Source organism: Rhodococcus sp. SMB37 (genome assembly GCF_004345605.1).
GTDB lineage: Bacteria > Actinomycetota > Actinomycetes > Mycobacteriales > Mycobacteriaceae > Rhodococcus.
Genome location: NZ_SLVY01000001.1, coordinates 409,332 through 431,850, shown reverse-complemented (window position 1 = coordinate 431,850; position 22,519 = coordinate 409,332). Strand labels below are relative to the sequence as shown.

General features: G+C 64.7%; 17 protein-coding genes. 7 read left to right on the top strand and 10 right to left on the bottom strand.

Annotation, left to right across the window (positions count from 1 at the left end; translation table 11 throughout):
* Positions 1 to 38 precede the first annotated feature (38 nt).
* The 7 genes from EV641_RS02065 to EV641_RS02035 form a co-directional block, all read right to left on the bottom strand.
* On the bottom strand, positions 39 to 1,745 hold the full coding sequence (locus EV641_RS02065) for a thiamine pyrophosphate-binding protein (RefSeq protein ID WP_132470530.1): 1,707 nt from the start codon (positions 1,743 to 1,745) through the stop codon (positions 39 to 41).
* On the bottom strand, positions 1,735 to 2,655 hold the full coding sequence (locus EV641_RS02060) for an SDR family NAD(P)-dependent oxidoreductase (protein ID WP_132470527.1): 921 nt from the start codon (positions 2,653 to 2,655) through the stop codon (positions 1,735 to 1,737). The genes EV641_RS02065 and EV641_RS02060 overlap by 11 nt, the downstream gene beginning before the upstream one ends.
* Positions 2,652 to 4,478 carry an NAD(P)/FAD-dependent oxidoreductase gene (locus tag EV641_RS02055; protein ID WP_132470525.1) on the bottom strand — a complete coding sequence of 609 codons (1,827 nt, stop codon included), beginning with the start codon at positions 4,476 to 4,478 and terminating at the stop codon, positions 2,652 to 2,654. The genes EV641_RS02060 and EV641_RS02055 overlap by 4 nt, the downstream gene beginning before the upstream one ends.
* A 32-nt stretch (positions 4,479 to 4,510) precedes the next feature.
* The gene (locus EV641_RS02050) at positions 4,511 to 5,893 is read right to left on the bottom strand and encodes an aromatic ring-hydroxylating dioxygenase subunit alpha (protein WP_132470522.1); all 1,383 of its coding nucleotides are present in this window, start codon (positions 5,891 to 5,893) and stop codon (positions 4,511 to 4,513) included.
* 27 nt (positions 5,894 to 5,920) lie between these two features.
* On the bottom strand, positions 5,921 to 6,766 hold the full coding sequence (locus EV641_RS02045; protein WP_132470519.1) for an SDR family oxidoreductase: 846 nt from the start codon (positions 6,764 to 6,766) through the stop codon (positions 5,921 to 5,923).
* Positions 6,767 to 6,773: 7 nt separating this feature from the next.
* Positions 6,774 to 8,363, bottom strand: a complete 1,590-nt coding sequence (locus EV641_RS02040) for an SMP-30/gluconolactonase/LRE family protein (RefSeq protein ID WP_241996750.1) — start codon at positions 8,361 to 8,363, stop codon at positions 6,774 to 6,776.
* 369 nt (positions 8,364 to 8,732) lie between these two features.
* The gene (locus tag EV641_RS02035) at positions 8,733 to 9,536 is read right to left on the bottom strand and encodes an FCD domain-containing protein (protein WP_132470516.1); all 804 of its coding nucleotides are present in this window, start codon (positions 9,534 to 9,536) and stop codon (positions 8,733 to 8,735) included.
* Positions 9,537 to 9,657: 121 nt separating this feature from the next.
* On the opposite strand from EV641_RS02035, the gene EV641_RS02030 reads away from it, so the two are divergent.
* From EV641_RS02030 to EV641_RS02010, 5 genes are read left to right on the top strand one after another with little or no spacing between them, the layout of a single operon-like run.
* Positions 9,658 to 10,827 carry an acyl-CoA dehydrogenase family protein gene (locus tag EV641_RS02030; protein ID WP_132470514.1) on the top strand — a complete coding sequence of 390 codons (1,170 nt, stop codon included), beginning with the start codon at positions 9,658 to 9,660 and terminating at the stop codon, positions 10,825 to 10,827.
* Complete coding sequence (locus tag EV641_RS02025; RefSeq protein WP_132470775.1) at positions 10,827 to 11,798, top strand: acyl-CoA dehydrogenase family protein; 972 nt, start codon at positions 10,827 to 10,829, stop codon at positions 11,796 to 11,798. Before EV641_RS02030 ends, EV641_RS02025 begins: the two co-directional genes overlap by 1 nt.
* Complete coding sequence (locus tag EV641_RS02020) at positions 11,795 to 12,625, top strand: enoyl-CoA hydratase/isomerase family protein (protein ID WP_054712555.1); 831 nt, start codon at positions 11,795 to 11,797, stop codon at positions 12,623 to 12,625. Before EV641_RS02025 ends, EV641_RS02020 begins: the two co-directional genes overlap by 4 nt.
* A complete protein-coding gene (locus EV641_RS02015; RefSeq protein WP_132470511.1) occupies positions 12,622 to 13,833 on the top strand; it encodes an acyl-CoA dehydrogenase family protein in 1,212 nt (403 codons plus the stop codon). The genes EV641_RS02020 and EV641_RS02015 overlap by 4 nt, the downstream gene beginning before the upstream one ends.
* Positions 13,830 to 14,918, top strand: a complete 1,089-nt coding sequence (locus EV641_RS02010) for an acyl-CoA dehydrogenase family protein (RefSeq protein WP_054712552.1) — start codon at positions 13,830 to 13,832, stop codon at positions 14,916 to 14,918. Before EV641_RS02015 ends, EV641_RS02010 begins: the two co-directional genes overlap by 4 nt.
* A 75-nt stretch (positions 14,919 to 14,993) precedes the next feature.
* Here EV641_RS02010 and EV641_RS02005 read toward each other — a convergent pair whose 3' ends face one another.
* From EV641_RS02005 to EV641_RS01995, 3 genes are read right to left on the bottom strand one after another with little or no spacing between them, the layout of a single operon-like run.
* The gene (locus EV641_RS02005; protein WP_241996748.1) at positions 14,994 to 16,700 is read right to left on the bottom strand and encodes a class I adenylate-forming enzyme family protein; all 1,707 of its coding nucleotides are present in this window, start codon (positions 16,698 to 16,700) and stop codon (positions 14,994 to 14,996) included.
* Between the two features lie 30 nt (positions 16,701 to 16,730).
* Positions 16,731 to 17,927: a MaoC family dehydratase N-terminal domain-containing protein gene (locus EV641_RS02000; protein ID WP_132470508.1), complete on the bottom strand. Its 1,197-nt coding sequence runs from the start codon at positions 17,925 to 17,927 to the stop codon at positions 16,731 to 16,733.
* Positions 17,928 to 17,938: 11 nt separating this feature from the next.
* Complete coding sequence (locus tag EV641_RS01995) at positions 17,939 to 18,922, bottom strand: MDR family oxidoreductase (protein WP_132470506.1); 984 nt, start codon at positions 18,920 to 18,922, stop codon at positions 17,939 to 17,941.
* Positions 18,923 to 19,180: 258 nt separating this feature from the next.
* On the opposite strand from EV641_RS01995, the gene EV641_RS01990 reads away from it, so the two are divergent.
* Positions 19,181 to 20,755 (top strand): ABC transporter substrate-binding protein, encoded by a 1,575-nt coding sequence (locus tag EV641_RS01990; RefSeq protein WP_347238205.1) that lies wholly within the window; start codon positions 19,181 to 19,183, stop codon positions 20,753 to 20,755.
* Between the two features lie 93 nt (positions 20,756 to 20,848).
* Entirely contained in the window at positions 20,849 to 22,450 is a 1,602-nt protein-coding gene (locus EV641_RS01985; protein WP_132470503.1) for an ABC transporter substrate-binding protein, read from the top strand.
* The last annotated feature ends 69 nt before the right edge of the window (positions 22,451 to 22,519 follow it).

The window sequence follows — 22,519 nt, the reverse complement described above, 5'->3', positions numbered from 1 at the left end:
TCGTCTGATCCTGTACGAAGTTCACTGCTGAGCGAATGTCACTGCTGGCCTTCGGCGTACCAGGTGCGGAATTCGTCGTAGCTCGGCATTTCCTCCGAGTTGGCCTTGGGATCCACGGCGACGTGGATGACGCCCGGCTTACCGCTGGCGTAGGCCCGCTTGATTGCGGGTGCGATGTCTTCGTCGCGTTCGACGTACTCGCCGTAGCAGCCGAATCCTTCCGCGACCTTGTCGAGGCGGGTTTCCTTGCTCCAGTGGACGCCTGTCTCGAGCGAGTCGTGACCGAAGGTGCGCTTGTAGACGCCGACTTCGAGACCCCAGGCGTAGTCGACACCGACGACACAGACGAGGGGAAGACCCACTCGCGCGGCCGTCTCCAGTTCGGCGATGTGGAACTGGAACGACGAGTCGCCGGTGATCAGCATCATCGGGCGCTTACCGCCGGCAGCGACACCGGCGCCGACAGCGTAGGGGAGACCGGTGCCGAGGTGCCCGAAGTTCTGGTTCCACATCACGTCGTGCGGCTTGGCCTGCGAGTAGGTCCAGCCGAAGATCGTGGTGGCGCCACCGTCGCGGACCATGATGCCGTCGGCGGGGAACGCCTTGGTGGCCTCGACGATCAGGCGAGCCGGATGCACGGGGGACATCCCGGACGGTGCGGTTTCGGCAAGTTCGGCGAGCTGTTCGGCTTCCTGCTTGATCCAGCCCTCGAGTTCGGGGGTCGGGGTACGCGGAGAATCCTTCAGGGCATCGACGAGCTGCGGGACGATCGCTCGCAGATCGCCGACCAGTGGAACATCGATCGGGCGGTTGACCCCGATGGACGTCGGATCCTGCTCGATGAGGATCCAGTTGCGGTTCGCTTCGTTCGCGACCCAGTGCCGACCACGTCCGAAATGGACGGGCTCGCCGAGTTCGGTGCCGATGGCGAGGCACAGGTCGGAGTTCACGACGGCATCGATGGATGCTGCCGAGAAACCGTACGGGAAGGTGCGGTCCTCGAGGCCTTCGATGAAGGATGTGCCGCCGGACGTCTGGATGACCGGGCATGCCATGAGGTCGGCGAGTTCCTTGACGGACGCGCCCGCCCTGGAGGTGTGCACGCCATGACCGACGAGGAGAACGGGTTGTTTTGCGGCCCCGATCAATTCGGCTGCCTTGGCGATCAGGTCGGCTCCGGCGGTCTGGCCCACGAGGCGGTACTTCTCGGGCGGGAGAACCGGGGGAGCGTCGATCTCTTCGAGGATGACGTTCTGCGGGTACTCGATGTAGACCGGCCCGGGGGTACCGGACAGTGCCTTACGCAGGCCCTCACGGATGATCTCGTCGGTCTGCTCGGGGTACTCGATGCTCGCGTGGTACTTCACGGAATTCTCGACGAGCGCCATCTGCTGGACGAACTGGATCCGGCCACGCCGAACACGCTGCTCGGTGATGCGGGCGCGTTGACCACCGAGGAAGATCACCGGCGAGTTCTCGACCTTGGCGCACATGATCGCGCCGGACAGGTTAGCGAGACCGGGGCCGAGCGTACCGATGCACACCGCGGCTTTGCCGGTCATGCGGGAAACGGCCTCCGCCATGAATCCGGCGGACTCCTCGTGGTGAGGAGCCACCACTGTCCAGCCGCGTTCCTCCGCGAGGCGGAACAGATGAACGAAGTTCGGATCCGGAATGCCGAAGAGTGTGTTGATTCCCTCGGCTTCGAAGAGATCCAGAATTCGTTCGTAGACCTTAACCGACATGTGTAGTGCCCTCCATGGCTATCGCAAAGCTTTTCGTGATGTGGTCGACGTGGCCCGACACTGCGGGCAGAATCCACGGGTCGCTCGTATCGCGGATGACATCGATGTTGTCGGCGACCTCGTCGATCGACCAGGACGGGCGATACACGCCCGGGGTCTCGGCGATGTAGACCTTCGCGACCCGGCCGGCGATGGCAGCGAACATTTCGCCGGTGACCGAGCATGACTCGTGAGCGAGCCATCCGACGACCGGCGCCGCGAGTTCCGGACCCATGGGTGGGTAAGCAGAGGTGTCGAGTCCCTCGGCCAGTCTGGTCAGCGCGGCGGGAACGATCACATTGGACCGGACCCCGTGATCCGCCCCTTCGATCGCGGCTACGTTGGACAGCCCGATCATCCCGGCCTTCGACGCCGCGTAGTTGGCGACGTTCGCGTTGCCGTAGATACCCCCGATCGACGAGGTCAGCACGATCCGGCCGTACCCGGCCTCACACATCAGCGGAAATGCCGGACGGACAACGTGGAACGCGCCTCGCAGGTGGACGTCGAGTACCGCGTCGAAATCCTCGTACGACATCTCCGACAACGACGCATAGCGATTGTTGCCGGCATTGTGGATGAGGATGTCGATGCGGCCGTAGCTGTCGAGTGCGGCCTGGACGATCGCCCGGCCACCCTCGGCGGTCGCGACGGACTCGACACACGCAACCGCCTCACCGCCGGCGGCCCGGATCTCCCGGACCACGTCCTCGGCCGGCCCCGCGTCGAGGTTCTCTCCGTTGATCGCGGCGCCGGGGTCGTTGACGACGACCTTCGCTCCGAGCGACGCGAGCAGCAGTGCATAGTCGCGTCCCAGCCCTCGTCCGGCACCGGTGATGACGGCGACACGATCGTCGAATCGAAGTGTCACTTCTCGAGCACCAGGCCTTCCAGATCGCCGGTGCTGCGCCAGTTTTCGAGCAGCTCGGTGAGCTCGTAGAATCCGCCCCAGAACGGATCGCCGAGGAACGACCGTCCGTTCGGCTCGCCCTCACTGTTGTAGTAGCCGGGCGTGCATTCCGTCGTGAACGTGCTGTTGTCGACCGAGTACTGGCGAACTGTCTGGACCCAGCCCTCTTCGGCTTCCGACGTCGGCTCGACGTGCGTGACCCCGCGAGACTGCGCCTGTTTGATGATGTACGCGATGTGGTCGGCCTGCTGCTCGAACATCAGCGTGGTGGCCGCCGTGACACCGCCCTGAACGAACCCGGTCGCGAAGTGGTTAGGGAATCCGTGCGCCATGATTCCGTGCAGGGTACGGAAGCCCTTGCCCCAGTGGTCGTAGAGCGAGGTTCCCTCGCGGCCGGTGAACGGCGCGATATCGAACTGACGCTCGAGGGCAGTGGTGATCTCGAATCCGCTGGCGAAGACGATGCAGTCGAACTCGTGCTCGACACCGTCCGCGATGATCCCCTTCTCCGTGATGCGTTCGACACCCTTCGTTTCGGACACGTCGATGAGGGTGACGTTGTCACGGTTGAAGGTGGGCAGAAACTCGTCGTTGAATACCGGGCGCTTGCACATGTTGCGGTAGTACGGCTTCAACTTCTCCGCGGTCTCCGGGTCTTCGACGATCGCCTCGACCCGCTGACGGAGCCGTTCCATCGCCTTGTAGTCCTCGATCTCCTTGAGCTCGAGGAACTTCTTCGGATCGGCGAGTGCCGCCCAGCCGTTCGTCTCGTTGAGTTTCGCGGCAAGGTTGCGCGCGACCTCGGTCCAACCGTCGCAGATGAGGTCGGGCTCGCCCGGGTTGTAGAACGCGAATGCGGCGTTGTGGAAGTTGCGCTGCCGCTCTGCCCGCCAACCGGGCTTCAGGCTCTTCACCCATTCCGGGTCGGTCGGGTAGTTGGCGCGTTCGAAGACGTACGACGGTGTCCGCTGGAAGACGGTCAAGTGCTTCGCCCCCCGCGCAAGGTGCGGGATCGCCTGGATTCCACTCGAACCCGTGCCGATGACGGCGATCCGCTTGTCGCCGATCTTGTCGAGTCCACCGTGGAGGTCACCGCCGGTGTAGTCGAAGTCCCAGCGGGCAGTGTGGAAGGTATGGCCCTTGAAGTCCTTGATGCCCGGGATGCCGGGGAGCTTCGGCCGGTTGTACGGGCCCTGGCACATCACGACGAAGCGAGCGAGGATCTCGTCGCCGCGGTTGGTACTGATGCGCCAGCGCTTGATCTCTTCGTCCCACTCCAGCGACCGGATGAGGGTGTGGAAGATCGCGTGGTCGTAGAGCCCGAAGTGCTTGCCGATGCGCTGGGCGTGCTCGAAACATTCATCGCCCTTGGAGAATTTCTCCTTGGGCATGTAGCCGGTTTCCTCGAGTAGCGGTAGATAGCAGTATGCATCCGAGTCGATCTGGATTCCGGGATAGCGGTTCCAGTACCAGACGCCGCCGAAGTCACCGCCGAGCTCGATTATCTTGTAGTCCTCGACACCTTGTTGCTGGAGCCGGTGCGCGGTGATCAGGCCGCTGAAGCCACCACCGAGGATCACCACCTCGATCTCGCCGGTGATCGGCTCGCGTGGTTCCACCGGGAGGTGCGGATCTCCTGTGTAGAACTCTTCGAATTCATCGTCGGCCTCGAGGTATTGCTGCTGGCCGTCGGAACGAAGACGCTTGTCGCGCTCGAGGAGATACTTCCGGTGCAGGGCTTCCTGATCGACCTCGGGTGTCTGCGTTGGGGCGCAGGGTTGCATGTGAATGTCCTCGGTTAGTGGGGGTTCGGGAGTCAGGCGAGATCGCGAGGAGCGCCGGTGCCCATGTAGGTGGCCAGGTTATGGTGAAGGTTGACGACGCTGCGTTCGCGATACGGGTTGGGGACCGGACCCGAGAAGCCCCGGGTCTTCATGCCCTTCTGCACCGCGGACATGTTGTGGAAGTCCTGCGGAAGCACCGTGCGCCAGCCCGGATCGTCCGGCGGGGTGAACTCCCACTCGGTCTGGGGCTCCTCGCCTGCCGGGAAGAGTTCGTACACTGCCGCTTCGAAGATGCACTTGTCGGGATCGTCGCCGTACGGGCGTGCGCTGTAGCAGAGCATGTTGTTCAGGGCGTGGCCGATCTGGAAGTTCGGGAAGATCTGCCACGCGGTACCGCTCTTGGCGACGATCTCGGGCGGGACTGTCGGCCAGATCACGCCGCGCTCGGCGTCGTCGCGACGAGCGGAATCGAGCCAGTGGCGTAGGACCTGTTCGGGAGGGGTGCCTTCGGGCAGTTCGTCGACGAGTCGCTGTGCAGCGTCGACGAGGGTCCGCGTGGTGTTGGTGTTCGCGTTCTCCCACGTGAAGTTCTGCATGTCGATCGTCGCCTTGCGAGCGTCCGGCCCGCTGCCGATCCGGAGCTTGGCCTGGTTCTCCTCCATGCCCTTGGGCGCGTCGTAGCCGATGTTGCTGTGCTTGCCCTGAGCCCTCGACCAGCCGAGGAACTTGCCGAAGTTCATGAACTCCGGGTGGGTGTACGGCACGTGGTAGGTCTCCATGAACGCCTCGAGGGCGACCTTCCAATTGCAGTCGAATACGAGCCACTTGCGCCAGCGGTAGCGCATGTTCTCCAGCTGGAAGGGATCGAGGAGCGATGCAGCGGGTTCGAGGTAGTCCCGCAGAGGCTCGCAGTCCGGATCCATGTTGATCCAGATCCATCCGCCCCAGGTGTCGACCCGGACGTCCTTGAGTCGCGCTTTGTCGGCGGTCAGCTGGTCCTTCCAGTCGACCTCCTCCGCGGCGAACGTGTTGTTGCCCTCGATGTCGTAGCGCCAGCCGTGGAAGCCGCACACGAACTGCTTGGCGCAGCCACGGGCCTGACGCTGTCCATCGGGGGTGTCGACGAGGCGGCGACCTCGGTGCGAACAGACGTTGTGATAGGCGCGGATCGTGTCGGGCGACGTTCGTGTAATGATCAGCGAATCGTCCATGATTTCGTACGTGAGGTAATCGCCGACCTTGGGGATCTCCTCGACACGGCCGACCTGCTGCCACACTTTGGCCCACAGCTTGTCGCCTTCGGCGCGTGCGTAGTCCCTCGAGAGGTACGCCTCGACGCCGATCGTCAGGGGTTCGGAGAGCGGTTCGGTTGCTACGGAATCGGTTTTCTGGATGTTGTCGACAGTGTCGGTCATGAGATCCTCCTCTGAAACTGGGCTGATTCAGCGAGTGATGGCGGCGCGGAAGGTTTCGTCCTTGAGGAACAGAGACGTGTGGTCGGCACCCATATGGGTCCATTTGAGGTTCAAGCCTCCGTCGACGAGTACTGTCTGTCCCGTGACGTAACCGGAGAGGTCGGACAGCAGGAAGAGGATTGCACCTGCCTGCTCCTCGGGTGTGCCTCGCCGGCCCATCGCGATGGCCTGACGATCGCGCTCGGGGTCGGCATCGACGTATGTGCCTGAGGCAGGTGTCGCGGTGACGCCGGGTGCAATGGCGTTGACCCGGATGTTGTCGGTGGCGAGTTCGACTGCCATGGTGCGTGTCGCGGCGACGAGCGCCGCCTTCGCGGTTCCGTATGCGATGTGGAACGGTGCGGTGTTCATACCGCTGATCGACGAGATCGAGACGATCGAGCCCGGCAGCGAGTTCTTCTTCAGCTCAGCTGCGACCGCCTGGCTCATGAAGAACATCGTTTCGAGGTTCTGCGTCATCAGGGCGCGCCAATCCTCCCGCGTCACCCGGGTGGCCGGCATCCAGGTGGCAGGTGCTGCGCCGCCGGCGACGTTCACGAGCCCGTACAGGTTGCCGTCGGTTCGGCGGGCGGTGTCGAGAACAGTGGCGATACCGTCGTCGGTCGATGCGTCCGCTGCAACAGGAACTACCGAAAGACCCTCGGAAACAAGAGGTTCGATGTGTTTGTTGAGGTTCTCTTCGGAGCGGCTCACAGCGATGACGGTGGCTCCTGCCTGCGCGACCGTGCGGGTCACCGAGGTGCCGATGCCACCGCCTGCCGCTCCCGAGACGATGACGATACGACCGGTGAGATCGAGGAAATCGTTGCTCATCGGATGCTCACTTCCCTTCGCGGATCGCGAGGACGCTGCCTTCGGCGTCTGCGGAGATGTAGAGGGTGCCGTCGGGGCCCGCGGTGATTCCGGCGAAGGGCCCCTGTGGACCGGCAAACGGAACGAGACCCTTCAGTGGCTTCGGGGTGATCCCCTCGGGTGCGCCCACGGGCAGATGGCGTGCGATGACCTGCTGGGCCTTGGTCTCGAGATCCACACTGATCAGCGTCTTGGCGTCGACGTCGACGACGTAGAGCTTTCCTCCGCGCACCAGGATTCCCTGTGGCCGCTCGAGACCGTCGACGAGGGTGTCGATGCCGGCGCTCGTCACCGAGATGATCCTTCCCGCTCCGGCTTCGGAGACGAGGAGAGTGCTGTCCGAGGTGAATGCAAGCCCCGTCGGGTCCTGCAGACCCGCCGCCAGCACCTCCGCCTGCCCGGATCCGACGGAATGGACCTTGCCCGTGCCGATATCTGCCACCGCAACGGTTCCGGTGGCGGACACTGCCACGCCGTAGGCCTGTTCGAGCCCGCCGAACAGCAGCTCGCTCTCGGCGGCGGCGGGCCGGTACCGCGAGACCGTGGTATCGCCGGCGACGATGAACTCGCCGTCGCCGACCGAGGTGATGCCCCGGATGTACCCGGGCCATCCGGGATGGAAGAGCATTGCGACGGTGCGAAGTTCGCCGCTCGCCTCGAGTGCGAGCAGGAAGGTGCCGTCGGCGACGTAGAGTGTGCCGTCCGTTCCCACGGTCAGGTCCAAGGGCCACGTGAGGCCGTCTGCGAGCGCGGTCTTCGTCTCGCCGCCGCCGAGGACCTCGGTGATTTGGCCGGTGAAGCTCGAGACGAACAGGCGGTCGCCGATGAAGGTGAGATTGTCGAGACCCGATCCGATATCGGCCAGCACGGTGCTGTCGCCGGTGCGCGGGTCGATTCGGAGTACCTGTCCGGAGCCCACCTGCGGGGAGATGATGTAGCCCTCGGAGTCGAACTTCAATGCGACCGGAACACCGAGATCGCCGGCGACGCGTTCGGGTTCGCCGCCGTCCGGATCGATACGCCAGATGTCGTTGGTGCCGAGCGCTGGGTAGTACAGCTTGCCGTCCGGGCCGACCTCGAGGGCGTTGGGCAACTGGAGACCCTCGACGAGCACCTTCGGTGCGCCGCCGTTGAGGTCGATTTCCATCAGGCGTCCGTCGGGGCGGCACTCGTCGACGAAGAGCCGGCCCTGATGGAAGGTGATGCCGTTGACGCCGGGGAGGTCGTCGCGCAGCAGGCGCGTGCTTCCGTCGTCGGAGCGGATGCTGACTCGTCCGTCGTAGTACTCGGTGATGTAGAGCTCCCCGTCGGGGTGGAAGGCCAGGTCGTCGGGGGCGACGATGTCGCTACCCTTGGGGCTGATGGTCTCCACTGCGCCGTTGTCGGGATCGAACGCGCTGATCTGGCTACCGGCCACCTGCGCGACGTAGATGCGACCGTCTGCGCCGGCTCGGATGCCGTTTGCGCCGAACAGGCGGCTCGGGGGAGTGAGTCGTTTGAGACTCCACCCTTCGGCGAGGTGTGTCGTTGGACCTGTGTAGCGCGACCCTTGCGTCAAGGTAGGTCTCCTCCTGTGTGAGAACGCGGATCCGCACTCAGCGAGAACGTTGTTCCGCAGTGTTCGAGAGGGAGTGACTCCGGTTTATGGGTCTATGTCCGGTTCTCATGGGTATTTAGTGATGCAAGCCACTCCCGAGTGGTGTCTGGCAGTTAATCACGAACCGGCCAGCGCTACAAGTATTGTTATCCTTGTAAGGATTGAGCTAGGCTGGTCTGATGTGAAGAGAATCACGTTCTCGTGAGTGTGCGCCCCGTGGAGTGGGTGGGCAAGGCGTCGGCGTCGGTGTAGAGCGGAACGGCCGGGCTCGGTCAGGAGACCGAGCCCGGCCGTTCTCGGGGCAGCAGTGCGGGGCGGGGTGCCCCGGAGTCAGTTCCGTGGGCGTTGGCGTGCAGGGAACGTGTTGCGCGTCATTGCCGCTGACGCGTTGACGATGGTGTCGCCGAACCGGTCGAGGACGAGCGTCTGGGTTGCTGCGAGGTGGGAGCGTGCGAGTCGTTCGGCTTCGGCCACGCGCCCGTCGGCGATTTCCTTGACGATGCGGCGGTGTGCGTGGACGGCGTCTTCGGCCTTGCCCTCGGACGGGTACTCGCCGCGGCGGGTGAGGGCCTCGGCCCAGGCTTCCTCCTGCGCGGACCACAGGGCGACGTAACTGCGCACTGCGTAACGGATCGTGGCATTCGGCGTGAACGAGACGATCAGATCGTGGAACTCGCGGGCGGCCTGCGTGAATGCGACTCCGTCGCCGACGAGTTCGGCGGAGGCGTCGATGGATGCGTTGAGGGCCGGGACGACGATCTCGGCGCGGTCCGGGCGCTTCGCGCACTCGGTGACGCACATCGGCTCGAGTAGCTGGAGACCGGCTGCGAGATCTTCGAGTGTGACCCGGCCGGCCTGAAGCGAGAGCCCGAGGTGGTACGCGGCGGAGAATTCGTCGGGGCGATGCACGTCGGCGCCGCCGACGTTGCCGCGGCGTACAGTGACAAGTCCTTCGGTTTCCAGAATGCGGAGGGCTTCTCGCACCGAGGGGTAGCTGACGCCGAAGTCCTTGACCAATTGGTCCTGTGTCGGCAGGCGGTAATCGTCATCGGAAAGAATGTGGTCGCGTAATTCGTCGGCGACGGTTTCGGCGATACGGCGCTGTGGCACTCGGCCACGCCGCGGGGTCGTCAAGAAACTCGCCTTTCACGCATGGGTTGCAGTCTAACGACAGGGTGTCTTTTCTTCCAAGTATTGAGAGGTTTCAAATTGGCAAGCATTGCTATCCTTGTGAGGATTGACGTAATGTCCGGGCATGGACTTCACGATGGGTGGTGCCGCCCCTGAACTCCGGGGTGAGCTGCGCCGGCTGGTGCATGAGCACGTCCCCCCGCATTTCCTCGGAGCATTCACCGACGACCCGAGTGATCTCGAAGCGGCGCAAGCGTTCTGCCGCCTCCTTGCGGACAGCGGGCTGTTGTGCATGACGTGGCCCGAGGAATTCGGCGGACGTGGTGCATCGATCTGGGAACAGACAGTGGTGCGAGAGGAGATGTGGGCGCACCATGAGCCCCGCGGCGCGCAGTACATGGGCGTCAATTGGGTGGGTCCCACGATCATGCGTCACGGAACCGCGGAACAGCAGGACATTCACCTTCCGCCCATTGCGCGTGGCGAAGTGATCTGGTGTCAAGGATTCAGCGAACCCGAAGCCGGCTCCGACCTCGCGTCGTTGCGTACCGCCGCGCGCCGGGACGGCGACGGCTGGCTCATCTCCGGGCAGAAGATCTGGACGTCCTACGCCACGATGGCGCAATGGTGCTTCCTGTTGGCCCGCACCTCCAACAACGGGCGGAAACAGCAGGGACTCACCGTCTTTCTCGTCCCGATGTCCGATCCGGCCATCGAAGTCCGCCCGATCCGGGCGATGCTGGGCCCGCACCATCTCAACGAAGTCTTCTTCAACGACCTCCGCGTCACCGATGCCGATGTACTCGGCACGGTCGACGAGGGATGGAAGGTCGTGCAGGAAGTACTCGCGTACGAGCGCGTGGGCATTGCCCGATACGCCCGCTGCGAGCGCCTGCTGCAGGCCGCACCGTCGGTCCTCGGTGCGCGATGGGACGACCTGCCGGGAGAACTGAAGGCGCGGTGGGCGCGAATGCTCACGCACTGCCGTCGCGCACGGCTGCTGGCGTACCGGGTGGTGTCGATGCAGAGCGGAGGCGCTGTCCAGCCCGGCGACGCCGCGGCGTACCGGATCGCGGTGACGACTCTCGATCAGGACAGCGCTGAGGTCCTCACCGAGATCGCCACGTATGCGACGCCACCGAGCGCCGACACCAACGATTTCGACGACGACACCGCCAAGTGGTTCCGCCGCGCGGTCGAAGATCACTGGCGCTACTCACAGGCAGCCACGGTGGCCTCCGGCAGCATCGAGATGCAGCGGATTCTCTTGGCCCGAGCCCTCCTGGCGGCATGATGAACACTGAACTGAGCAAAGAAGCAACCGACTACGGGCGCGAAGCGCTCCGTGCTCTGGAAGCCGCGGGGGGCGACGATCTCGCCCAGCTGATCGAAAGCGATCCCGATCACCGCAGAAACACCGTCGAGCCGACACTCGGTGAGCTCGGCGCCTGGGAGCTCGATCCCCGCGGAGATGCGGACGAACTCGAAGCGGCCGCAGCGCTGTGCCGCAGCGTGGGTTTCTGGGCGGTGCCCTATCCTGTGGCAGAAAGGCTCGCACGACCCGCAGACCTCGATGTCGATGGACTGGTCGTAGTGGACGATGCCGACCCGAAAGCGCCCATCGCGTGTCTCGACCTCCGGTGGGCCGCGGTGAGTGTCGACGGGCGGCGCAGTCTCGTGGACGCCCGCCCACCGAGCACTCCGCCGCGCATGTCGGCGTTCACCTCCCAGCTCGACCTCCGGCCGATCGACGACGACGGCGCGAAGGACCTGGCCCTCGCGTTGACACTCCCGTGCTGGACCCTCCTCGGAATGCTCGATCGGGCAATGGATCTGACCCGCTCGCACGTGCTCCTGCGCGAACAGTTCGGGGCGCCCCTCGCGAAACTGCAGGGCGTCCAGTTCCAGCTCACGGAGGCGGAGGTGGAACGAACCGGACTCGACGTGCTCGCCAAGTACACGCTGTGGAGCATCCAGGCGGGTAACGACGAGGCACTCGACGACGCCCTCGCGTTCCGGTTGGCTGCCGTCGAAGCGGCACAGATCGTGTTCCGGGTCGCGCACCAACTGCACGGAGCGAGCGGATTCTGCGACGAAACCACGGTGTCCTGGATCTCCCGATACAGCATTCCGTTGCGACGAATCCCGTGGGGACCGTCCGGAACCGTCGACGCACTGACCAAACGGATCGATCGGCGCGGGCTCACCGGCCTGTTCTCCGAAGCTCCCGAGAAGGCGATAGCTCCCGAGAAGGCGATGCTGTGAAGTACGAACTCCCGGACGCACTGACCGTCGAGTGCGAAGGCCCCGTCCGCATCGTGACGATCAACCGGCCCGATGAACTCAACGCCGTCGACAAGGACCTGCACTGGGCGCTCGCGCACGTGTGGCGTCAGCTCGCCGCCGACACCGACGCTGCCGTGGTGATCCTCACCGGAGCGGGCCGTGCTTTCAGCGCGGGTGGTGATCTCGACTGGATCATCTCGTTCCTCGACGATCCGGTCGCGCGCGACGAGAGCGTCCGGGAAGGCGCCGAGATCATCGACGAGATGCTCCGCTTCCCGCTGCCCGTGATCGCGGCAGTCAACGGGCCCGCGGTGGGGCTCGGCTGTAGCGTTGCGGTGCTGTCCGATGTGGTCCTCATGTCCGACAAGGCGTACCTGGCCGACCCGCACGTCGCAGTAGGGCTCGTCGCGGGCGACGGGGGCGCGGCCTTCTGGCCGCTGCTCACCCCCATCCTGCGCTCGCGGGAATACCTCTACACCGGCGATAGGATTCCGGCGACGACGGCCGTCGAACTCGGCCTGGCTTCGCGCGTCACTGCGCCCGACGACCTGTTGTCCGAGGCGCGACGCCTCGCCGAACGCCTCGCGGCACAACCCGCACAGGCGTTGCGTAGTACCAAACGTGTGGTCAACATGTATCTGTCCCAAGCGCTCGGCGGTCCGTTGCAGGCCGGTTTCGCGGCGGAGATCGCGACCATGCAGTCCGCCGAGCATCGCGACAGATTGCTCGCTCTCCGGGAGAATGCAGTCAACCGGGAGAATGCGGTGAGGAAGACTACGCCGAGGGAGAAGGAAGAAGCGCGATGAGTGCTGGGGCGACAAGCGTCGGAGCGTCCACACTCGAGGACTTCCGGACCTCGGTCCGCAGCTGGTGCCGCGACCATATCCCCGCAGACTGGCGCCGGGCCCAAACCGATGTCCACGACGACGAATTCGTCCGCTTCCAGAAGTCCTGGTTCCAGGAACTACGCGGAGCCGGCTTCGCCGTGCCGCACTGGCCGGAGGAATGGGGAGGCGGCATGTCCGTCGCCGAACAGGTCGTGCTGTACCAGGAACTGGCCGCCCACGACGCACCCCGACTGGTTCTGCCCTTCGTCTCGATCCATCACGCCGCATCGACGCTTCTTGCCGCCGGCACCGACGAACAACGGAACCGCCATCTCCCCGCGATCCTCGACGGCGAGATCTGGTGCCAGGGCTTCTCCGAGCCCGGCGCAGGATCCGACATGGCGGCACTCGCGACCAGCGCCCGCAAGGACGGCGACGTCTACATCGTCAACGGTCAGAAACTGTGGGCCAGCGGCGCGTTGTACGCCGACCGGTGCCTGCTGCTGGCCCGCACCGATCCCGACGCCCCGAAGCGCAAGGGCATCTCGTACTTCCTGATGGACATGCGTACCCCCGGAGTCGAAGTGCGTCCGATCAGGCAAGCGACCGGCGAAGCGCACTTCTGCGAGATATTCCTCAACGATGTCGCCATTCCTGCGACGAACCTCGTCGGACCCGAGAACGAAGGATGGCGGGTCGCGCAGGAAACACTCGGAGCCGAGCGCGGCATGACCATGCTCGAACTCACCGAGCGACTGAGTCACGGCGGGTTCCGCCTGCTCGTCGACCTGTGCACCCGACCGGGCCCCGACGGGACGACCCCACTCGACGACACTCGTGTCGCAGACAGGCTCGCCACACTCGAGATCGAACTCACGGGGCTGCGCGCATTGGTGACGGATTTCGTCGCCGCCGACCGGCCGGGGCCGGCCGACGCGTCGATCGTCAAGCTCTACTACAGCGAGTTGCTCCAGCGCATGACCGATTTCGGCACAGAGATCGCGGGTCTCGCCGCACACACGGATCTGCGGAAACCTCAGTCCAGCGGGTGGGAATCAGGGGCATGGATGCTCGATTTCATCGGCTCGTGGGAGTGGACGATCCCGGGCGGAACCAGCGAAATCCAACGCACCATCATCGGGGAACGTGGCCTCGGTCTGCCCCGCGAGCCGACAGGACATCGATGACCGACTCACTCCCAGACCTGTCCGAGTTCCACGACGAACTACGGTCCGTCGCGCGAGGCCTGTTGGCACGGTCAGGCCACGACGCGCCGGTCGACTGGGAGTCGATCAGCACGTCCGGATGGCTCGGCCTCGAAGTTCCGAGCGAATTCGACGGTGCCGACGGCACCTTCGCCGAGGTTGCCGTGATTCTCCGGGAGATCGGCCGCGCGTCCGCACGCGGGCCCTATCCGGCGGTCGCGTCACTCACCGTGGCGGCCCTCGCGCTCCTCGAATCCGGCCCCGAGCGTGAGCGTCTACTCCGCGACACAGCCTCGGGAAGCACCGTTCCGGTGTTCGTCCTCGGCGGGGAATCAGCAGGCCGGGCCCAGTTCCAGGTGGAGGTCGAGCCGCAGGGAGCGTTTCTGCGGGGCGCCGCGGCGTTCGTGCTCGACGCTCCCGGCGCAGACCGGCTCCTCGTACCGGCGCGAGAACCCGATGGCACGATCGTCGTCATCGATCTCGACCCGCGGGCGCCCGGACTCGTGGTGACCGAACAGCCGGTCGTGGACGCGACACGCAGTTTCGGCACGGTGCTCGCCGAGGGGGTGGCGATCCCGCCGGAATCGTTGTGGCGATTCCACGGTGATCCGCAGGAGGCACTGCACCGGCTGCACGACCGTGCTGCTGTGGGCGTGGCCTGCGACAGTCTCGGCTCGAGCGAGGCGATGCTCGACGCTACCGTTGCCTACGCCGGGATGCGCGAGCAGTTCGGGCGCAAGATCGGCTCGTTCCAGGCGGTCAAGCACGCCTGCGCCGACATGCTCGTCCAGGTGACGGTGGCCCGAACACTGGTCGACGCGGCAGTGCGCAGCCTGGTGTCCGAAGACCCGGAGGCGACGACTGCGACCTCGATGGCCAAGGTCTACAGCTGTGCGGCGGCCGTCGAGATCGCCGGCAAGGCCATGCAGTTGCACGGAGGAATGGGCTACACGTGGGAGAGCGGCATCCACGTGTATCTCAAGCGCGCGACGCTCAACCGCTCGCTGTTCGGCTCACCTGCTCTGCACCGGGCGTACCTCGCACAGCGGTACCGGCCCGCCTCCTGAATCCGAACGCGAGAAGCGAGAGGTCCTGCACACACTGCCGACGTGTGCAGGACCTCTCGCTCTGGTGGCGGTCGGCTATTTCTGGAGACGCTTGATGGCGAGCTCCTTGATGTCGCTCGACTTGATCTTCGCGGTGCCGGTGAGGCTGATCTCGTCGTTGTCGAAGAACAGAACCTCCCGCGGAACCTTGTAACTGGCAAGCCGTTCGCGTAGGTATCCACGAACCCCGGCGACATCGAGGTCGGCTCCTGCGTGCGCCACTATGCAGGAGACGACGACCTCCCCGAGCGTGTCGTGGGGGACACCGACCGTGCGCGCCACCTTGACCCCGGGGTACGCGACGAGTGCTTCGTCGACCTCGAGGGGAGACACGTTCGCGCCGCCGGTCTTGATGATGTCGGTGAGCCGGCCCTCCCAGTAGAGGCGCCCGGTGTCGTCGACGTAGCCGCCGTCGCCGGTGTGGAAGAACCCGTGATCGTCGACCGTCTCACTGAGCGGAGTGCCGATGTAGCCGAGCATCAACGTCGGTCCCTTGACACAGATCTCGCCTCGCTCACCTCGGGGAACGACCTCGCCGGTCAATGCATCGACGATTCGGATCGTCACTCCGGGCAACGGCTTTCCGCTGCTGCCCGCGGCCACATCGGGCGGGGTATTGGCGGGGTAACACGTACTGATCGTGAAGGTTTCGGTATTTCCGTACGCGTGGCCAGGCTCGTGCCACTCGTCTGTCACCGTGGGGTGACGTGCAACCGGGGTATTGAAGTCGACGTAGCGGAGGCTGCTCAGATCCGCCTTGTCCCAGTTCGGTGCGCCGACGAGCTGAGCCCATTGGTGCGGCCAGGCGAACGGGAAGTTCACCCGTTCTTTCTCGATGAGCTCGAGTGCTTCGCCCGGATCGAAGGTCGGTTGCAGGACCAGTGACCCACCACTGGCAAGGGTGTTGCCGAGCGCCATCGCGAAGTTCCCCGACCAGAAGTAGCCGTTCGCCGTCCAGCATCGAATGTTCAGCTCGGGCGAGAATCCGTACATCCGCCGGAATCGCCACATCTGAATGGACACCCCGCGATGCGCGCTCAGAATGCCCTTCGGCTTGCTGGTCGAACCGGAGGAGAAGAACAGCACGGCCACATCGCTGGGCTGTACTGCCGCGGCGGACGCCTCGACCAGTTCGCGGGGCTGAGATTGTCCGTGGATGAGGAACTCGTCCCACGACTCGATCGACTCGCCTTCGGCCTTCTTCCCGACCATCGCGACGTGACGGAGGAAAGGAAACTTCGCCGAATGCACCTCGGCGCTCCCGGCCGCCCCGATCTGCGGTTCCAGATCGGTCAGGGCTGCAGCGAAGTCCGTCTTCAGGACATTGCGCTCGAACAGCAGGATCTCCACGCCCGAGGTCTCGAGCATGTACTCGAGCTCCGACGGGGTCGAGAACGTGCTGAGTGTGACTGCGACGCCTCCCGCAAGGGAGGCGCCGAAGACCGCCGTGATCCACTCCGGGCGGTTCGTCATCAGCACGCCCACGCGCCCGTCCTTCGCGAGGCCGAGCCCCCGCAGTGCGCGCGCGACGTCGATCGCCCGCTCCCACAATTCGGAGTAGGTCCATCGCGTGACGCCGTCGGCTCCGTGCATCACGAGCGCTTCGCGATCGCCGTACAGCTCGGTCACCTCACGCAGGAAACCGGGCAGGGTGAGTGCTCCGAGCCCGGGTTCGTCGCTCAGCGGTGGTCCCGACACGATCGAAACAGAGTCCACCGCTTCTGCCTTCGTCTCAGTACTCATGGATGACTTCCTGTTGTCTGCGCGGTGCCGCTAGAGCGGCAGCTCGACCTCGGCGAGGGAGGACACGAGGACGGTGCCGTCCTGGTTGGTCAGTCGGAGCTTGACCTGGACGAGCGGTACGCCCCAGGTCGACATGGGCTCCTTGTCGACGATCTCGGCGTCGAAGTACGTGACATCGCCTTCGAAGGCAGGCCCGCGGAAATCCGATTTGATGTGGCGCACCATGCCGTCGAGGCCGGCCCAGTTGGCAAGGAAGTCGGTGCACCAGGCGCCCATCGTCGCGCCGTATCCGTAGGCGCGCGCCATGCCGACTTCGCCGGCCTTCTCCTCGTCGATGTGTCCGCGGGACGGGCCGACGTAAAGACCGTCGCGCTTACGCGGATCGATCTTGGCGCCTTCCTCGTCGAAGCCGAAACCTTCGACCCAGCCCGGATCCTGGTAGACCCACGGATCCTCGATGCCTTCGGGTGCCACCCACTCGAACGTGCCCCAGATGTTGAAGAGGAATGCACGGTACTCGGTGGTGAACGAGGCGATGGTGTGGGGCCCGAGGACCCGTCGGGGCAGTGTGTCGCCGATCTTCACCTCGTCGAAACGCGGAGAGATTCCGGACCGGGTGGTCAGGAGCCATTCGTAGCGGAGATTCTCGATGTCGAGCAGCTCGGCGTTGGTCCACTTCTTCTTCTCGCCGAGTTGGTTCTCGTACATCCCGCGCTTGGTGGCCTCGGCGGACAGATACCGGATGGCGGTGGAACGCTCCTTGGCGACGAGGACACCGTTCTGATTCTTGTGGACGGTGTCGCCCCGCGAGAACATGGTGGGGCCGGCGAACTTCGTCTCGGCCACCTTGTAGTCGTGGAAGCGCCGCTCCTGGAACAGCTTGTCGCCCGGGCGGACCGGGCAGCCGTAGAACCACCATTCCTCGCCGCCGAAGATGAGATGACTCTCGGGGATGCGTCCCACGCACGCCGGCGCCGCGCCGTGGCCGTAGTCCAATCCTACGGCGATCGACTGCGGGGCGATGATGCCGCCGTATCGCGAATTACGTGCGAATTCGTGATCCCAGTGGATCGGATTGGGGTTGTCCATCGCCATCACCCACCGACGGATGTCGGAGGTGCTGCACGGATCCCACAGTTGCCCGCCACCGATTGGTTTTCCGACGCGATGGTCGACGTCGGACAGGTCGAGTTCGACAGGGCTGGTGTTTTCGGACTTCTTTGTCACTGGTGCTCCTGTTATCGATTGACGTCGACGACGATGCGGCCGCGCACCGTGCCGTCCATGAGCTGGTTCGCCGCGGTGATCGCCTCCTCCAGCGACACCTCCTGGGTGATCGTGTCGAGCGTGCTCGCCTCGAGATCGCGGGACAGGCGTGCCCACGCGGTCAGGCGTCGTTCGCGCGGCGCCATCACGCTGTCGATCCCGAGCAGCGACACTCCGCGAAGGATGAAGGGCGCCACCGAGGCCGGGAAATCCATGCCCTGTGCCAGGCCGCACGCGGCGACTGCACCGCCGTAGCGGGTCTGCGCGCACGCATTGGCAAGGGTATGGCTACCTGCGGTATCGATGACGCCGGCCCACCGCTCCTTCTGCATGGGCTTTCCGGCCGAGGCGAGTTCGGCGCGGTCGATGACGGTGGAGGCACCCAGCTGTTGCAGGTATTCGGCCTCGGCTGTCTTGCCGGTCGCAGCGGCCACGGTGAACCCGGCCTTCGTCAACAGAGCGATCGCGACGCTGCCGACACCACCCGTTGCGCCGGTGACCAGGATTTCGCCCTGCTCGGGGGCCACGCCGAAGTCCACCAGGGCATCCACACACAGGCTCGCCGTGTACCCGGCGGTGCCGATCGCCATCGCCTGGCGTGCACTGAACGCGTCGGGCAGGGGGATCAGCCAGTCGCCCTTCGGACGTGCCTTCTGGGCGAATCCACCCCAGTGGGTCTCGCCGACGCCCCAGCCGTTGAGGACGACGCGGTCGCCGGCCTTCCACTCCGGGTGGGAGCTGTCGGAGACGACGCCGGCGAGGTCGATACCGGGGACCATCGGAAATTTCCGCACCACAGGGGATTTGCCGGTGATGGCCAATGCGTCCTTGAAATTCAGTGTGGAATATTCCACGTCGACGGTCACGTCCCCTTCGGGGAGTGCCGTTTCTTCAATGCTCGTGCGCGTCACCGTCTGGCCGGTTTCGCCCTTCTCGATCACTACTGCCGAAAACATCAGAAACCGAATTCCTTCCTCAGCCCACCCGGGCACGTACGGAGGTTGCGCTCGGTTCGCACGCTACTTCAATCATTACAAGGATGGCAATACTTGAATGTTGGCGCGGGAATGGTGATACTTCCTGTGATCGCCGTCACGCTCGGGCGTCTCGATTGTCCGGGCTGTCGATCTCTGTACGCCGATATCCGTTGCCGTACCTCGACCTCCGACCGTCCACGGGCATCGTCCGGGACGACCCCATTCTTGTGAGAGGCCATGATGTTTCGACACAGACGTGTACTGTCAGCAGGCGCAGCTGCGTTCGCTGCCGTCCTCCTCCTGAGCTCGTGCGGCGACTCGGGTTCGGATGGTCCGAGCGCGCCGATCGAATCGGGGGATCCGGTCGCGGGAGGCACCCTCGAGGTATTGCAGACGGGTGAGCCACGGTCGCTCGATCCCGCCGCATTGACCAACTACTGGGCATTCCAGCCCACGCTCGGCAACGCGCTGTACGGCACCTTGATGATCAACGATATCGAGAGCCTCGAGATCGACTACAGGATGGCCACCGAGTTCTCGACCCTCGACGGCGGCAAGACGTTCACCCTGAAGCTTCGGCCCGACCTCGTCTTCACCGACGGCACACCGCTCGACGCCGCCGCAGTGAAGTACAACTGGGATCGTCTGACCGATCCCACGCTGGGATCCACTTCGGGACGGTGGGCAGCGCAGATCGAGGAGACACGCGTCGAGGATCCGACCACTCTCACGGTCACGATGCGATCGGAGAACCCGCACTACGCTCAGGCGGTCGTGGGGAGTTCGCTGAACTGGATCGCGTCCCCCGCCGCGCTCGAACAGGGTCAGGCCGCATTCGACGAGAACCCCATCGGTGCCGGACCGTTCACTCTGGAATCGTGGTCACGTCAGGACGCCGTGAAACTGACCAAGAACCCGGACTACTGGGATGCGCCCAAACCGTATCTGGACAGCCTCACGATCCGCACGGTGAGCGACACCAACCAGCGCGTGAACGCGATGACCACCGGCGCAGCGGATCTCGCGTCGGAGACGAACTGGGAGAGCATCGACAAGCTCGAGAGTGCGGGCCTCAACGCGGAAGTCGTGGCGACCGGTGGCGGTCAGTTCATGGGCATGAACTTCCGGCGCGCACCGTTCGACGATGAGCGTGCCCGTCGCGCCGTGGCACTCGCCGTCGACCTCGACGCGATCAACACCGCTGTCTACAACGGACTGGGCGAGGTCCCGGAAACGCTCTTCGCCGATAGCTCACCGTTCTTCACCGACATCCCGCTCAAGGAGACCGATCCGGAGACTGCCCAGAAGCTGTTCGACGAACTCGCCGGAGAAGGCAAGCCGGTGTCGTTCTCGTTCCTGTCGTACCCGACCACCGAGAGCAGGACCCTCGGTGAGGCACTCCAGGCGCAGCTCAGCGCATTCGAGAACGTCGAGATGAACGTCGACGTGGTCGACTACCCCCAGGCTGTGGCGCGGACCGGATCCCATGACTTCGACATGCTGATTTCCTCGGCCGTCATCCAGGACCCCGACTCCCCGCTGTGGCTGGCCTTCCACAGTGCCTCGGCCGGCAACAACGTGGGCGTGTCCGATCCCGAGCTCGATGCCGCGCTCGATGCCGGCCGCATCTCGGAGGATGTCGACGAGCGTAAGCCCGCGTACAACACGGTGCAGGAACGTCTGACCGAACTCGTCCCGGGCATCTGGTACTACCGCGCCGTCCCCGGAGTCGTATGGGCCGACAACGTGCACGGTGTCGAGGTGTATGCGCTCGGATCGCCGCTGCCCGAGGAAATCTGGGTTACCGAATAACCCTGACCGCGAATCTCGGAAGTGCCTGCTGCGGGTAGTGGTCCCGATGGGGCTGGTACCCGCAGCAGGCCCGGAACTACGACAGGAGTGCAAGTGCCAGTGAGTCGACTGCACGTGTTGCCGCGAGTCGGTGCACGACGAGGGATTTCTCGACCGTTGCTTCTGGCCGTCGCGTCGGTGATGGTGGCCGCCGGGTGCGGTGGTGGGAATTCGTCGGGAGGTGGAGGCACAGGTTCCGACACGCCCGTACCCGGCGGCGAACTGGTGATGGCCATCAACGTCGAGGGCAAGACGATGGATCCGGTCTGGTGTGCCAGCAACGCATTCGAACGGTGTGTGCCCGTCTTCGGCACCCTCATACGTTACGACGTCGAGGACGAACAGTTCGTGCCCTCGATGGCGTCGTCGTTCGACTCCGAGGACGGCCGGACATGGACCTTGACACTTCGGGACGGTGTCCAGTTCACCGACGGCACCCCGTTCGACGCCGACGCTGTCGTCTTCAACTGGGATCGCATCAAGGATCCAGCGAATCTCTCGCCCTCTGCTCTGGTCGCGGCTCCGCTCACGTGGCGGGTCGTCGACCCACTCACAGTCGAAGTCGTCTCGGAACAGACGAACTTCCAGCTTCCCTGGGCATTGACACAGGGCCTCGGCATGATCGGGTCGCCGACAGCGATCACGCAGCTGGGCCCCGATTTCGGAAACGCGCCGATCGGTGCCGGTCCTTTCACCCTCGACACCTGGGTCCGGAATTCGAAAGCAACCTACACGGCCAACCCCGGTTACTGGAACGAAGGCGCCCCGTACCTCGACAGTTACGTACTCGAAGTGATCGGCCAGGACGACCAGCGTCTGAACGCGTTGCGTGCCGGCGAGATCGACATCGACTGGTCGCTGCTGGCGAAGGATGCCAAGGCGATCGAAGCGGAAGGGTACACGGTCCACAGCCTGCCCCTCGTCGGCGGAACCGGCTTGAATTTCAACCTCGAAGACCCCGACCTGAAGGACCCGCAGTTACGCCTCGCGATCCTGAAGACGTTCGACAGCGCCCAGATCAACAGCGCCGTGTACCCGGGCGACGAACCGGTCGACGCGTTCCTCTATCCGGACAGTCCCTACCGCGACGACTCGCTCGGGAAGTTCCCCGAGAAGGACATCGAAGAGGCACAGAAGCTGTTCGACGAGTATCTGGACCGCACCGGCAAGTCCGATCTGACCTTGCGTCTGAGCACATTCGCGGGTCTTCCCGCACTCGAGCAGGTGTCGCAGGTCCTGCAGTCGCAGGCACAACAGATCGACGGACTCACCATCCAGATCGACGCTATGGACTACGCCACGCTCGAAGGTGCCCTCAACGCGGGTGAGTTCCAGCTCGGGATCGCGGCCGCCCTGTCGCAGAACATGGACGGCATCTACGAGCGGTTCCACTCCAACGGCACGCGCAATATCACCGGCTACTCGAATCCCAAGGTGGACGAAGCATTCGAGACGAGTCGGGCATCACAGGATCCGGAGGCGGTCTCGGAGGCATACGAAGTGGTCAACGGGGAGATCTCCAACGACGCCCCACTGCGGAACTGGCGATACCAGACCGGATACCTCTTCACCCAGGACTACGTGAAGGACCTGATCATCACGGGCACGCCGAGTGGAGCGGGCGTCTACCTGGACGAGGCATGGGTCGACAAGTAGCCGGGGAGGCCGAGTAGCGGGGCGACGAGAGAGGAAGAGGTGATCGAAACGTGGTCGGACCCTCGATGA